This window comes from Pauljensenia sp. C0170B4, from assembly GCF_056590235.1.
In genome coordinates, this window is the sequence record NZ_JBWPVS010000003.1 from 309,384 (window position 1) to 323,852 (window position 14,469).

The 14,469-nt window shown below is 53.3% G+C and carries 11 protein-coding genes; all 11 read left to right on the forward strand.

Annotation, left to right across the window (positions count from 1 at the left end):
* The first annotated feature begins 91 nt into the window (after nt 1–91).
* The 11 genes from AC1EJ1_RS05650 to AC1EJ1_RS05700 all read left to right on the forward strand — a co-directional run bounded on the left by AC1EJ1_RS05650 (nt 92) and on the right by AC1EJ1_RS05700 (nt 14,446).
* On the forward strand, nt 92–1,384 hold the full coding sequence (locus AC1EJ1_RS05650) for an ApeA N-terminal domain 1-containing protein (RefSeq protein ID WP_480293755.1): 1,293 nt from the start codon (nt 92–94) through the stop codon (nt 1,382–1,384).
* A 211-nt stretch (nt 1,385–1,595) separates the two neighbouring features.
* A complete protein-coding gene (locus tag AC1EJ1_RS05655; RefSeq protein WP_257590333.1) occupies nt 1,596–2,600 on the forward strand; it encodes a hypothetical protein in 1,005 nt (334 codons plus the stop codon).
* A gap of 2 nt (nt 2,601–2,602) precedes the next feature.
* Complete coding sequence (locus tag AC1EJ1_RS05660) at nt 2,603–3,547, forward strand: hypothetical protein (protein WP_257590332.1); 945 nt, start codon at nt 2,603–2,605, stop codon at nt 3,545–3,547.
* A gap of 817 nt (nt 3,548–4,364) precedes the next feature.
* Entirely contained in the window at nt 4,365–4,541 is a 177-nt protein-coding gene (locus AC1EJ1_RS05665; protein ID WP_157886421.1) for a hypothetical protein, read from the forward strand.
* 500 nt (nt 4,542–5,041) lie between these two features.
* Nucleotides 5,042–5,686: an N-6 DNA methylase gene (locus AC1EJ1_RS05670; RefSeq protein ID WP_092649011.1), complete on the forward strand. Its 645-nt coding sequence runs from the start codon at nt 5,042–5,044 to the stop codon at nt 5,684–5,686.
* Nucleotides 5,683–7,356, forward strand: a complete 1,674-nt coding sequence (locus AC1EJ1_RS05675; protein ID WP_092649010.1) for an Eco57I restriction-modification methylase domain-containing protein — start codon at nt 5,683–5,685, stop codon at nt 7,354–7,356. Before AC1EJ1_RS05670 ends, AC1EJ1_RS05675 begins: the two co-directional genes overlap by 4 nt.
* A 1-nt stretch (nt 7,357) precedes the next feature.
* Entirely contained in the window at nt 7,358–9,913 is a 2,556-nt protein-coding gene (locus AC1EJ1_RS05680; protein ID WP_092649009.1) for a DEAD/DEAH box helicase family protein, read from the forward strand.
* A gap of 39 nt (nt 9,914–9,952) precedes the next feature.
* A complete protein-coding gene (locus AC1EJ1_RS05685) occupies nt 9,953–10,708 on the forward strand; it encodes a cyclase family protein (RefSeq protein ID WP_480295511.1) in 756 nt (251 codons plus the stop codon).
* Nucleotides 10,709–11,644: 936 nt separating this feature from the next.
* Nucleotides 11,645–11,965, forward strand: a complete 321-nt coding sequence (locus AC1EJ1_RS05690; protein ID WP_070726097.1) for a PadR family transcriptional regulator — start codon at nt 11,645–11,647, stop codon at nt 11,963–11,965.
* Nucleotides 11,966–11,974: 9 nt separating this feature from the next.
* Nucleotides 11,975–13,027: a permease prefix domain 1-containing protein gene (locus tag AC1EJ1_RS05695; protein WP_480295512.1), complete on the forward strand. Its 1,053-nt coding sequence runs from the start codon at nt 11,975–11,977 to the stop codon at nt 13,025–13,027.
* A gap of 309 nt (nt 13,028–13,336) precedes the next feature.
* Nucleotides 13,337–14,446, forward strand: coding sequence for a lipid II:glycine glycyltransferase FemX (locus tag AC1EJ1_RS05700; protein WP_480289682.1), 1,110 nt, complete (start codon nt 13,337–13,339; stop codon nt 14,444–14,446).
* Nucleotides 14,447–14,469: the final 23 nt, after the last annotated feature.

The window sequence follows — 14,469 nt, forward strand, 5'->3', positions numbered from 1 at the left end:
GTGACAGTGGCTCCGGCATCAGAGAGAATTGTTCCGGTAGCCGCGCTGTGCCTGCAGGACGGCATCCAACGGAAAATCGGCGGTGAGGCAAATGGCGACGAAGCTGGAACCTGGTGTCGTGAGGATCGCGCACACGCGGTCGGGCGCTGAGGGATCCGACGAGGTAGTTGTTGCTGAGTTCGACACCAAGGGTGTGCTCGTGAGATGGCCACGAACCCTGGATTTAGTTGAGGCTCTCCGCCTGAATGACGACAGTCGGCAAATCCCGGACCCGCTCATTCTGCGGGATGGCGATGGATGGCTCACTCTTGCCGAGGGCTACACCGTGGGTGCGTCTGCGTCGTCTCTTGGGCACTCTCTGGAGCGCCTTCGCTACAGGCGCGCGATCCACTCCGGTGCAAACGGAGTCGATTATGTAGGGGTCAATGGGATGACCTCGGAGATCGACGGATTGGCCAAGTGGGCGAAGCTGGTTCCAGTAACAACGCAACTGATGCTGGGCGAGGAGGGAAAGGACATCGAGGGTGTTTCGATTGTGGCAAAGAACTTGGATTCGTTGTCTCTGGGAGGCCCGCTCGATCTGCAACTGTGCACTTCGTTCCGTTTCAACCCCATGCCGAAGGGCGGCGTCTTCACGATCCCTACCGCTCTGCTGGTGCGAACCCTTAGCACTGAGCTTGAAAGTTGGCAGACGCACCAGCAGACGCATCGGATGATGCAAGACCTCATGTGCCTGGTATACGGCAAGCCTTGCGGATCGCGGCTGATCTCGGTGATGAGGGAAGACGACCAGGAACTGCCGCCGACAGATGAGCGTCGTTTCTGGCGAGACGCATACCAACCGTCTTTCGGTCGGACCGTCGATCCCGACCGCCAGTTGACCGACGATGATAACCCGCTTTTCTTCCTTGACGAGGCCAACGCGGATCTTGTTGCGAAGTGGCTAAATGAGTACTCGTACTGGTCTCGACCGACCTGGATCGCCATGAGTGCCCTGTTCCATCGCACCCTTCCGGTGGAGTCGCAGCTTGTTCACGTTGCCGTGGCGCTCGAAGCATTGGGCTACGCGATCGCCGAAAAAGCCAATCCCGACAAGAAAGTATCGGGAACGTATGAAGCGCTGCTCAAGAACATCTTCGACTTCCTGGGATACGAACCCGACGCTGTTGTTGGCGAGGGCGGCAGCCGTGATTCCTGGTGCAAGGCTTTCAACGAGGCCTATAAAGGAGTCAAACACGCTGACAACGATCTGACGGAAGGACGAGAAGCCTGGGTACGGACGCGGGAGGGCCTAATCCTGATCCGCTGCTGGCTCGCTGCCGCGCTTGGCGTCTCAGAGGAGCTCGTCATGCAGCGACTAGATCAGGGGCGAGTCGGGGCTTGATGCTCTGACAGGCGTCTTCAGCGGCGTCTCTCGACTTCCAGGAGGCGTGGCGCGCTGGTGTGTCGTACTGAGCTGCTCGGCGGGTTTAGTGTCCGGGGTGATCTCTACAATGAGATTGGCCAAGGAACCACGCTTCGGCCAGCCGAGGTACAAACCCGTGGCTTGATTGTATGATTGGGGGCAACTGATGGGCGAAGGTACCCTCCGACGAGTGAAGTTCTACGGCGCACAGGATTTAGCGACCTGGATGTACATGCCGCGCGTGGCTGAGCTCATCGAGAAATTTGAGAATGCTGACACGCTGACCACGACCGTGGACGCGATCGAGCTCCACAACGTCCAGCCGTACATAGAGAAGGGTTTTCTACCCCAGACTTACACGGCCGAACAACGCGCCCATGCTGAGAGCCTAGTTCCAAGGATGCGCAGCGCGGTGGCACGGTTCTTCTCTAGAGTCAACGAGTCCAACTGTGAAGCCATCGTTACTGACATCAACTATGACTACCACGCGGACCTACTCGAACTACTTGGCCGGAACAGAGCGTACGAGCGGTGCAACCCAACCATCATGTTGTCTGTACTTGATACTGCGGGCGTCCGCATTGGTCAGATGCTTGCATGCGAGAAGCTCGTGGTTGCTTACCAGCTGGAGATGCGTGAAAGGCTGCTCGCATCGCCGCAGAACGCAGAGCATGTGGTGCGCAAGTATCTGGAGAAGAACACGCGTGATGATATCCACCTGCCTGCGAATCTGACGACTAGCGATGTGCACGATTTGCTGGAGAGATACCTTGACAGTCCCGAGGCTAACCCTAACTACGTGAGGTTGATCGAGACCGCTTCATCCCAGGGTATGGTGGCGACCGGGATTGACGCCAAGCTGAAGTTGAAAGCGAAGCGCCGCAATGCCGAGATGACGCAAAAGCTCTTTGAGGAGACGGCAGGCATCAGGTTCGGTGTTGAGATGTGTCTCTCCGATACCCAAGACGAACCAGTGGTGTCCAAGTTGGACAACTCTGATGGGACAGTCGCTCAATTTAGTTACAGCAGTCGCTGGTTGGAAGAAACCCTCGACTACCCGAGTGTCCTCAATAACTTCCAGTACCTCTTCGAGTTCGCCAATCGCGAAGTAATACTGAGCTTCCCTTCGACACTTCGCAGCTCGGGGCCCTTGAAAGCTTCGTGGGTGTGCCTGGGAAGAGCGAGTACCCGGTAGGTGTGGCGTTCCGAGTCGCCGAAATGGCGTCCTTCCTGCAGACAAGGCTCTACCAGCATTTCCTAGAAGACAAGGGAATCGACTTGGAAGATGTTATCATCTGGTTCTTTAGAACCTATCTTGTGGACGAGTTCGGCGCCATGAACTTCTCGTTCACCCGCTCCACGCCCGGAAGTTCCTTTCTGGAAAGGACTAGGCACCTTTTCGTCGAAATGGAGAGTGTTTTGAACCAATTCCGTCAGTTTGTTAACAATGGTGAAATCGACCCCGACTTGCTCTCCATCAGTTCAGACCCAATAGCATACAAGCGGGTACCCAGCCTCCTAGACGGAAAGTACATCTACTCGACACATGAACAAGAAATCACAGGAATCCTCCACGCGCTTTTTTCTGACCAGTCGAGGCTAACGTGCATCAGCGATGACTTGAGAGGAACAAGCGCCGCGGAACTTCTACTCAAGAACGAGGTCAGATATGGCGATTTTGATGAATATCAACGGAGTATGGTTGATCAGCTTATCAAGCTAGGTATCCTGCAGGATACGGAGGCACAGGTGACAATCGCGAAACCGCAGCAGTTTTGCATCCTTCATTCACTGTTCACCAGTGAGGCAGTGAGTTACTTCCACCTCTCGGAGAATGGTCGTGCAGAAGCGGATTCAATGGAAAAGCGTGGGTGGGTGACCCGTCGCTCGTCCCTGCTGACGGAAGCCGAAGCTGCCTACTTCAACTTTATGCTCAATAAGGTTGAGTTCAGTAACGGGCCTGAGCTGCGCAACAAATACCTTCACGGATCACAAGTGAATGGCGATGGTGAAGGTGCCCACTTTCAGACCTACATCACCGTCCTAAAGCTCATAATCGCTCTCGTAATCAAGATGAACGATGACTTCTGTTTGTCTGCGGAGGAACAGGTGGCTGCTAAGAGCTCGGCTCTGGGTGAATAATGCGTCGAATGTGAGGACGATGCAACGTAGGCCAATGCCGAGGAAGTTCCAGTGGAGTGACTTGGTGGCTGTTACCGAGGCTCTTGATATGAGTCCACGCGGTCATTCGGCGGATACCGAACCAGCGGCAGATCGAGATCACGCGATTGTCGTTCTGCTGGGCGGTTGCGCCACGCACGAAAGTTGAGGACTCCGTTATTAAGTCCGGACGGGAGTACTGAGGTTGATTTGAGCATGGCAGCATTGACAAAGCACATTGCCGGCCTCGTGTATTGGAGCAACGACGTTAATAAAGCGAAAACCGGAGCAGTCCTAGCTGATGCGGTATTGAACGAAGCGGACGGCAACCGACACATCGCCCACGCATATGACGCGGACGGTTATCATCAAATGATGCAGCACTATTACTTGACCTGTCGCTTGCTCCCGAAGGAATTGCTGGTTGAACAGTTGAGGGCGACAGAGATAAGAAGCTGGACGTGCGAAGTTCGATCTCTATCGCGTTGATGGAAAAACTGAGCTCCTAATCTAGGCAGAGATCCTGGCAAACAGAGATCGGACTGATGCGGTGCCAAAGACGTAGGCGGAGCTGGCCGATATTACGCGTCAGATACTCACTGCTTTGGGAAAGAGGACTCGGCTGTGGGTGAGGGAGACACGGCTAAGAACACGATGATCTAGACGCTGGCTGGTGCACATAGCTCGAACCGCGTAATTTACTTATCCGCGGGAAAGTATCGGCTCAAGCAGATGGCCAGTGTGGAAGGACATACGTTGACGAAACTCGTTGACTTCTCGATTGGAGCTGTGAAGGACTATGGCATCCCTGATGCGAGACATCGCCAAGTTCAACGCAGTAGAGAAGCCAATCGGTCCCTTGGACGTGACGGATCCGGCGGGCTCAATCGACCCGTCAGGAGCACTCGCTCGATCCGAGGCAATCGAGCCGATGGAGAGAGCAGGCCGGGGCAGAGAACTGCTCCTGCTACTGTGATTAATTCAGCATCGCAGCAGTCGAATTCGAAGCAGCTCGCCAAGATCGGTCCAACAACAGCTCTGCTTTCTCAGCTTGCGCTAGCATTCCTAGATGTCGCCACTCACGGCGCCCGCATTAGGCAAGGATACAGAAGATCCCGCGGATAACTGAATCTCCTGGGATTCACTGGTCATGGCGTGCTTACGTGCATGCACCAAGCCGTGACTTCTTAGTACCGTTGAGTATCAACCCACTAAAGGTGCCGCAAACGATGCCTAGTCAGAGAAGTGCCTCTTGTAGGAGCGTAGTTTGTTTTCTTGAGGCGGTATTCTGAGGATAATATCTAAGACCGGTCTCGAGATGCATGCGGAGTGTGTTATCACAAGTTTTGTGCGTTTGACCTGACCTAGAGTTGAATGGACGGTTCATCCAAGTAATCGATGATCTGAGTTGGGCTTATCGAGAGCTATGTCGGCTCTGGAACAAGCCTGATTTTGGGATAAGGAGTGGGGTTTTTGGTGGATCAGAAGGAAATATTCGTCAAGTCTAAGGAACGGGTAACGGACCACGGTGAGGTTTTCACTCCGGCACATATCGTCAACGCCATGCTAGATCTCGTTAAAGGCGAGTCCGAACGCATCGATTCACGGTTTCTTGAGCCTGCATGCGGCGAGGGTAACTTCTTGAAGCAAGTGCTTCAGCGCAAATTAACGACAGTCCAACAGAATTATGGAAAAAACGAATTCGAACGCCGTCATTATGCCTTGCTTGCTCTCATGTGCATCTACGGAATCGAGCTATTGGAGGACAATGTGCGCGTGTGCCGGCGGGTCCTTTGTGAGATTTTTCAGGCTTTTATTGGCGTAGAGGATGCCGAACAGTGGATTCAGGCTGCTGATGTCGTACTCACCGCAAACATAGTTCAGGCCGACGCGCTGACAATGAAGACTCCTACAGGTGGGTCGTTGACGTTTTCTGAATGGGGATACCTCGGCAGAGGTAAGTTCCAGAGGCGTGATTTTAAATATGACAAACTAACTAAGAGAAGTGCATACAACGTGGCGCTTTTTGGGGAATTTAAAGAGGACGACGTTTTTCAACCGGTAACCAGTTATAAACCCATGACCGTTCGTGAAATGGCCGAAATGGGAGATGTGTTATGACGATAACGGATTTGGTCAATCATAACCCTGATGTACTGACGTGCGTTGCAAACCTTTCCAACGACGAAGTTTTTACCCCTCCGGATATTGCCAATCAGATGCTTGATCGAGTAGCGGACGCGTGGGCGAAAGATCACGACGGCGAGAATCTGTGGCAGAATCCAAAAGTCACGTTTTTGGATCCTTTCACTAAGTCTGGTGTATTTCTCCGTGAGATCACCCGTCGGCTTGTAAGCGGTCTTGTCATGAGAATTCCCGACCTGCAACAGCGTGTAGACCATATTTTGACGCGCCAAGTATTCGGTATCGGGATCACGAATCTTACCGCGTTGCTTGCACGCCGCAGTGTTTATTGTTCAAAGTGGGCTAACGGTAAACACTCCATTTGTAAGGCTTTTGAGAATGACTGGGGAAACATCTGGTTCGAACGCACCGAACATACATGGGTAGGGGGGAGTAAGGAAGTTCGCCTCGACCCACTTACCGGCGGTGACCAGACCATCTATACGCACCGACACTGTGTTTACTGCGGTGCGGGTGAGGATGACTATGCGCGCGGTAATGATATGGAATCGCACGCGTACGCCCTCATCCACACAGATGATATTAAGTCTCGTATGAACGAGATGTTTGGAGAACAAATGCATTTTGATGTTGTAATCGGTAACCCTCCCTACCAGCTCAGTGATGGGGGTTACGGAGTTAGCGCTAAGCCAATTTATCATTTATTCATCGATCAAGCAAAGAAACTTGATCCTAGATATCTAAGCATGATTATTCCGGCACGGTGGTATTCAGGAGGTAAGGGACTCGATGATTTCCGTCAAGAAATGCTTACTGATTCCCGAATTGTGGCACTCCATGACTTTCCGGATAGCCGTGATGTGTTCCCCGATGTAGATGTAGCAGGCGGTATTTGCTACTTTCTATGGGCGCAGAATCATAACGGGATTACGAGTGTCACGACCCATGTACACGGCGATGAAGACGTGTCTGAGCGCGCTTTGCTCGAACCGGGAAACGATATTTTCATTCGCAACAGTAGGGCAATATCGATTTTGCGTAAGATTTACTCAGTCGAAATGAAAACGTCGCTAGAAGAGTCGAAAACAATTCTTCCCGAGAACTTGCAAATGGCTACTCAAGTAAGTTCACGTAAGCCTTTTGGATTTCCGACTAATTTTCGAGGTCGCTCAGAAATAACTTCTACTGATTCAGTAAAGCTAGTGCGGAACAATGGGATTGATTGGATTTCTAGGAATGAAATACGAACGAGATTAGATGCGGTGGATAGGTGGAAAGTTTTCACCTCAAACGCATCTCATGATCATGCTGGCCAGCCTGATAAAACTGGAACTAGGAGGGTTCTGGGGCGAACATCTATACTTGAGCCGAATGCAGTGGTGACGGAAACATACATATTACTTGGGATTTTTGAAAGTCAGAGGGAGGCTGAAAGTTGCCTCTCTTACGTCATAACGAAATTCGTACGTTTTTTGGTAGCTTTACGCTCATCGACTCAACACATTACAAAGTCCCGGTTTAAGTATGTACCTCTGCAAAGTTGGGACCATAGTTTCTCCGATAAGGAGCTCTACTCGCGTTATGGGCTAGATGAGTCGGAGATCAATCTAATCGAGCAGTCAATACGTCCCATGAATGGTAAGTGACATGAGGAATATTTCTGATTTACTCCCACCTAAGCCCTCATCCCGGCTGCATATTTACGCGTGGACCCCAAAGAATCCGCCTGTTGACTATGAGGGACTGATCAAGGTTGGCCAGACTACAAAAGCGGATGTAAATGATCGCATTCGAGAGTCTCAGGGCCAGATGCAGCAGGAATACGAACTACATGTGGATGAGATTGCGGAGCGCGAAGATGGCGGCAATTTCAGTGATAAGGATGTGATTGCCCGTCTTGTGGCAAAAGGCTTCGAGAATCCCCCTCGCGGCTCGGCTAGAGAGTGGGTTCGATGTACTCCCGCAGACGTGAAGACCGCCATCGAAGAACTTCGCGCAGGAAAGACATACACCGGGCAACGCTATGAAACGTTCAAGATGCGTCCCGAACAAGATCGGGCAGTGAGCGAGACTTTGGCGTATTACCGCTCAATATGGCATGAGGACGGAGAAGCAACACCGAGATTCTTGTGGAACGCAAAGATGCGTTTTGGAAAGACGTTCACAACCTATCAACTGGCAAAGCGAATGGGCGCCATGCGGGTCCTTGTGGTGACTTTCAAGCCCGCTGTGCAGGATGCGTGGCAAGAGGACCTGTCCAACCACGTTGATTTTGAGGGATGGCAATATGGTAATGCGGCAACGATGAAGGGCCAACTGGATTTTGATCGCGAGCGTCCGTTCGTATATTTCGGATCTTTCCAGGACCTACTGGGCCGCGATCGTCGAACGGGCCTAATCAAGGCGAAAAACAAATGGATCCACGCAGTGGACTGGGATTTGGTCGTTTTTGATGAATATCACTTTGGGGCGTGGCGCGACTCCGTCAAGGAACTCTTTGAAGGTGAGGATGAAAGAGAAGCCGCACGAGAACTCAAAGTCGAGTTCCATGAGGGCCTGGAAACCTTCGATCAAGAACTCGATGAATTGGGTAGCAACGAGGATGAGTTCTTGCCGATCACCACGCGTGCCTACCTGTACTTATCTGGTACGCCGTTTCGCGCAATAGGGTCAGGCGACTTTATTGAAGAACAAATCTTCAACTGGACATATACCGATGAGCAACGCGCCAAACAAGAATGGGCCGAAAAACAGCCCGGCGCATGGAATCCATACGGTGCGTTGCCTGAATTACGTCTCATGACGTACCAAATGCCTGATGACTTAATTACTACAGCCCACCAAGGGGAATTCGATGAGTTCGATTTGAACGAGTTCTTTTCCGCCACCGGAACGGGCCGGGAAGCGATGTTCAAACATGAGTCAGATGTACAGAAATGGTTGGATCTCATTCGTGGAGAGCATGCTCCAACTCAACTTGACTCGCTCAGAGCTGGAACGAGACCACCATTCCCGTATGCTGATTCGCGTTTACTGCCGTATATGCAACACTCATTCTGGTTTATGCCCAACGTAGCTGCATGCCATGCGATGGCGAATCTTTTGAAGGCTCGACATAACACATACTGGCATGACTACCAGGTACTTGTAGTGGCGGGCGCAGGTGCAGGCGTGGGAATAGAGGCACTCCCACCTGTGCGGAGAGCTATTAGGGATGGACATGAGACGAAGACAATTACACTTTCGTGTGGAAAGCTGACCACCGGTGTCACGGTGAAGCAGTGGTCATCGATCTTGATGTTGCGTAACCTCGCCAGTCCAGAGACTTATTTCCAGGCAGCGTTTCGTGTGCAGTCTCCGTGGTCCATTAAGAACCCAAATGGCGACAATCCCTCAAAGGAGGAAGTCCTCAAGCCTGTTGCTTTCGTCTTCGATTTCGCACCGACTCGAGCTCTTCGGCAGGTAGCAGACTATGGTGCTGGGCTCAATCCGCAGATGTCGAACCCGGAGAATGCCGTTGCTGAGTTGGTGAGTTTCCTTCCAGTGCTCGCTTATGACGGGGCGAATATGACGCAAATAGATGCCGGAAGCATCCTTGACATCGCAATGTCAGGCACGTCAGCAACCTTATTGGCGCGCAAGTGGGAGTCTGCGATTCTGGTGAACGTAGACAACGCTACGTTGCGCAAGATTATGAACAACGAAGCCGCAATGGAAGCCATTATGAACATCGAGGGCTTCCGCTCGCTTGGGTCAGACGTCTTCGAAACGGTCGTTAACAAGAGCGAGTCAGTGTCGAAAACCAAGAAGCAAAAAGGCGACACTCTTTCAGGAGACAAAAGAAAGGAACTTACAGCAGAGGAAAAGGAATACAAGTCCAAGCGCAAGCAGATTCAAGAGAAGCTCATCAAGTTCGCTACGCGCATTCCGGCATTTATGTACCTGACAGACTTCCGGGAAAATACGTTGCAAGACGTAATCACAAAAATAGAGCCTGACTTGTTCAAGACAGTAACTGGTTTGACAGTTGATGATTTTCATCTCCTCGTAGACTTGGGGGTATTCAACTCGATCCACATGAATCAGGCCGTTTTCGCGTTTCGTCGTTATGAGGACGCATCGCTTAGCTACACAGGCATCCGCTCGCACAAAGAGCTCAGAGATGTGGGCCTCTTCGACACAGTCATCACTCTTGAGGACTGAAATATCGCGGCGTGGACCGACGAAAGTGCGGAGGCGGACATGACACCTCAGATCATTGACCTGGAACAGCAACGCTTCGACGGTATGCCAGTTTTGGGATCCCACCGACCCGGATACTCCTACCATCTGTATCGCCGCCACAAAGACACCCTGCGCGAACAGCCCGGCACACTGCCGCGCTCCAGCGCCTCCGGCGTGATCGTCATGAACGAGCACGCCGGAACACACATCGACGCGCTATGCCACCAGGCAGACGATCTGCACTTCTACGGGTGCTCATCTCGCGCAGACACCCTCGAAAATTACGACGGATTTTCAGAAGGAGGCGCGGAAAGCATTCCCATCATTGATGCGCCCGGCGTGCTGCTCGACGTGGCCGCGCGATCAGAAAACGGTCGCGTCCCACCCAGAACCCAGGTCACCGCGCAGGACCTCGAAGACTGTGCACGCGACCAACGCACCCACATCGAACCGGGAAGCGTGATCTTTGTTCGACTGGGCAACGACATCAACTGGGATAATGCCGAGCGTTACCTCGACGGCCCCGGCATTCACCCGAGTGCGTCTCAATGGCTGGCGACGTATCGACCAATTGCGGTAGGCACTGATAATGTCGCGTGGGACCTGCCCGGACTGAGCCGATGCCGGCTGGGCGGAAGTATCCTGATGCGTCGCCAGGTCAGATTCGCCAGCGTCAGTGGCCCCAGTGGAACATCCACTGATCAGCGCAATCGATGCACTGATGGTCACCAGAGTCTTCGCCAGGTGGCGCATAAACGCACTCTCACTTTCTAACAGTGAATTAGGAATTGCTTAGTTACGTTAGGCACAACTTTTAATGAAAGCAACATCGATGAGCGTGATCTGCCCTGCACCCCCTGATCCGCCACGCCGGCGCTCGCCTTAAACACTGCGCGTAGCGCACACTGTCCGAACTTTTCGCTCGCCTCCGCAATCCGCCATGCCAGCGCTGACCGTCGGCGCTGATCGTCAAGCAGCCGTCTGCGTGCACAATCTCCTCAATCTAGAGGAGAAAAACGCACAATCCCCTAGATTTAAGGGAAGAAAATGCACGAAGCCCTAGATTTAGGCAGAAAATTGCACAAACCCCTAGATCAACAAGGTCTGTCGCGGGCGTCGCTGAAGCTAATGCCGGCTGACGTGGACACATGGAAAAGAGTGCTGAAAAGGCTCTCTTTTTTCCAGGGCATCGTGCACGAGGTCGCCTTAGATCTAGGGGAATGTGCATGTGGTGGCCTTAGATCTAGGGGAATGTGCACAACGAGGCGTCAAATTTAGGGTTTTGTGCGAGGAAGCGGCGGGACTGGGTTGGAGGTGCGCAAGAGACGGTGAGTGGGGTGAATGAGCCGAGGATTCGGCGCGATGGGAGTGGTGGACGAGGGGAAGTCGCATGATCAACACTGATGCGAGAGGTGTCGATATTGCACGGAATCCGGGCGAGCGAATTCGATTCGATCGACACTGATGCACGAGGTGTCGACGGCTTCGGCCTCTAGGAGGTGCAGCGCGTGATCTTCGGCTCAGTCGCTGCCAACACACGTAAGGCGGAAATCACCGCACCATGAAGTGACCCAAACTACTTGATGTGACGTAGTAGTAGGTGTACAGTGTTTACTACATCAGACGTAGTACTTCACATGGAGTACTTGCTGAGGGGCATACACATCACCACAACAGTGCGGCGACGGCATCACAAAGGGAGGAACCCACATGGTCAGTAGTGAAGTTCTGCGCGGATGCACGGAACTGATGATTCTGCGAGTTCTGCTCGACTCGGACAGCTACGGCTACGAAATATCCAAATCCATCACCGAACTGAGCAACAGTGACTTCGTCATGAAGGAAACGACGTTGTACTCCGCATTCAAGCGCCTTGAAAAAGGCGGATATGTGACCTCGTATCCCGGCACCCGAACCGGCGGAAAACCTCGGACTTACCTCCATATCACCACAGAAGGACGCACCTATTACCATGACAAGTGCTCCGAGTGGAACGACACCAAAACCCTCGTTGATCAATTCATTCGTTGAGGAGTAACCATGAAAGCCATCGAGCAATATCTTGATTACATGTTCGCATCTCTTCCCCACACCCCTGAAACCGCGCAGGCCCGCAGTGAAATGCTCGAGCTGATGGAAGACAAATACGACGAACTCCTGGCGCAGGGACTGCCCGAACACTACGCACTGTCCCAGGTCATCGCTGATTTCGGAGATGTTGATGAGTTGGCAGCAGAAATGGGAGTAGCCGCTCCAACCCAGGCCGCATCACCCCAGTCGGCAGCGGCAAGCCAGGCGGGCGATCCCCAGGTGACAGCACCGACCGAGCGCACAGTCACCCTGGCTGATACACCGATTCAGATCAGTCCTGAACGAGCCGCCGAGTTCATTGAGCATCGACGCAAACGGGCACGCCCCATCGCCTTGGGAGTGGCAGCATTTATCCTGTCTCCAATCGTTTTGATCTGCGGTGGCATGGTGGCTGACGGACGCGGCGAGACCGTTGAGATGATCGCTGGTGCCATCGGATTGACAGTAGTGGCAATTCTGGTCTGCCTCGGACTGTACTTCATGCTGAAAAACCCCTACTCAGGTGAGTATGAGGACATGTCGAAGAAGGTTCTGGCGCCCACCATTGCCGCAACGTATCGAACTGAGCAGCAGAAGAAGGAGTTTAAGCCGACATATTCGCGTGCCGTTACGATCTCCGTGATCTCCTACATCGTCGGGCTACTGATTTTGATATTTGGCAGTATACTGTCGGACGTGTTCGGGGACGGGATACTGGCAATCTGCTTTGCTCTCTCCCTGATCGTCTTCGCCGTCGCGACCTACAGCATTACTGCAGTTCAGACTGTTATGAACGGCATGAACGTCATCTTGCAGGTTGAAGAGTACGACCTGGCCAAGAAGACCTCACACAGCCCTCTGGGCATGATCAGCGGAGTGTACTGGCTGCTGACCGTTGCAATCTTCCTGGCGGTGTCATTCCTGGGCAGTTGGGAAACCTCGTGGCTGGTGTGGCCGATCGCCGGACTGATTTACGGCGCGATCGTGGTGGCCACGAACTACATGTTCAGCAAGGAAAAGTAGAAGCATCGCAATCATCTGAGCTTCACCCCGACGGACGGTCCCTCGAGCGGCCCGATCGACAAGGTGAGGTGTCAAAGGCTGGAGCCTTTGTGGTGTCGGCCTCAAGTGATCGTAGTGAGATCCTCGGGATGATCCAAATGCTACGATGAAGAATGGCAGCTCGTTACTGAACCGTTGTTGTCCGTTCAGGATCTCGAAAGATTCGGCGCAAGATCCTCCTACAGTGACGTTTTTCCAACGAGTATGGCCGGTTGGTGGGATACGGATCATCATCCCTGCTCCGTAGGTCAGACACAGAAGGTGAGCGTCGTGGGTCGCAAAGAAAAAAGTGCGCCCGTTTCGCGCGACCCTTACACTGCAGCGGAAGTATCGGCTGATTCGCATATCCAGACACTGACTGACGAGGAATACGAGGCATTCCTGTCACGTGCGCAGTCATTGGTGCCGATCGAGGCGACAGTGCAATGGGATCGCGTGGACGCACTGCATGAGGGCCGCGACCTTTTTGAGGGGTCCCGTCACCTGTGGACTGATGGGCACTATGAAGCAGTCTTAACCTTGAAGTCGTATGAGACTCATCGTGTACCGTTCCTGTGGTCTCGTGGCGGGCCGGTCTGGAATGAGCGCCCCCCTGCCTCAGTTGAACGACGCATGGTCGATAACCTGGCCGCGTACGTCAAGAAATCACGCAGTGATGCCACGTTCCTCAGAATTGTGGCGAGCCCTCAGGCGCAGTGCCTGCCGTGCAGCGAAGCCGTGGCCTACGACCGTACGGTGATGCTGGACCTTAAGGGCGATGAGGACTCCGATGTGCTCGCTCGCATGAAAAAACGAGGGCGACGCGATGTGCGGAAAGCCCTGCGCGAGATCGATCAGAGTGCCATTCACACCTATACCGCTTTGAGCGCCGAAGAATTCCACCCTCTTGTCGAGATCATGAACAGTCTGGGCAGCGCGGAACACTTCGCCACCTTCACGGGCGATTACTACCATGACTTCCTGACTGCATTGGCACAGGGGGATGCGGCAACACTGATAATCTACGCCCCCGAAGGTCAATCTTCGGCCTGGTTGATGATGACCCATGCGTACGGCCTCGCCACCTACTACTTTGCCGCTGCCACGCCTCAGGCCAAACGCGAACTGGCTCCCGACGCCTTGGTGTGGAAGATGATTCAGGCGGCCCGCGAACGCAAGTGCCACACCCTGGATCTGATGGGAATCGGCTCAGAAGACGCTCCCCAGTTCGCCCACCTCGATACGTTCAAGACGAAATTTGCTGCCGAACCGACACAGGTGTGGACGTACGGGGAAATCCCGATCAACATGCTTCGTTACCGCCTGGTCCTGCGTCTCACCGAACTGCATGATCAGCTGGCGCGCATTCGAACAGTGATGCGGCACGCCCCTCGTCAATAACGAGGGAGCCAACTGTCGGGCAG

Coding starts and splice junctions, on each gene's coding strand:
- AC1EJ1_RS05650 (WP_480293755.1), top strand. CDS start 92: ATGGCGACGAAGCTGGAACCTGGTGTCGTGAGGATCGCGCACACGCGG.
- AC1EJ1_RS05665 (WP_157886421.1), top strand. CDS start 4,365: ATGGCATCCCTGATGCGAGACATCGCCAAGTTCAACGCAGTAGAGAAG.
- AC1EJ1_RS05675 (WP_092649010.1), top strand. CDS start 5,683: ATGACGATAACGGATTTGGTCAATCATAACCCTGATGTACTGACGTGC.
- AC1EJ1_RS05680 (WP_092649009.1), top strand. CDS start 7,358: ATGAGGAATATTTCTGATTTACTCCCACCTAAGCCCTCATCCCGGCTG.
- AC1EJ1_RS05685 (WP_480295511.1), top strand. CDS start 9,953: ATGACACCTCAGATCATTGACCTGGAACAGCAACGCTTCGACGGTATG.
- AC1EJ1_RS05690 (WP_070726097.1), top strand. CDS start 11,645: ATGGTCAGTAGTGAAGTTCTGCGCGGATGCACGGAACTGATGATTCTG.
- AC1EJ1_RS05695 (WP_480295512.1), top strand. CDS start 11,975: ATGAAAGCCATCGAGCAATATCTTGATTACATGTTCGCATCTCTTCCC.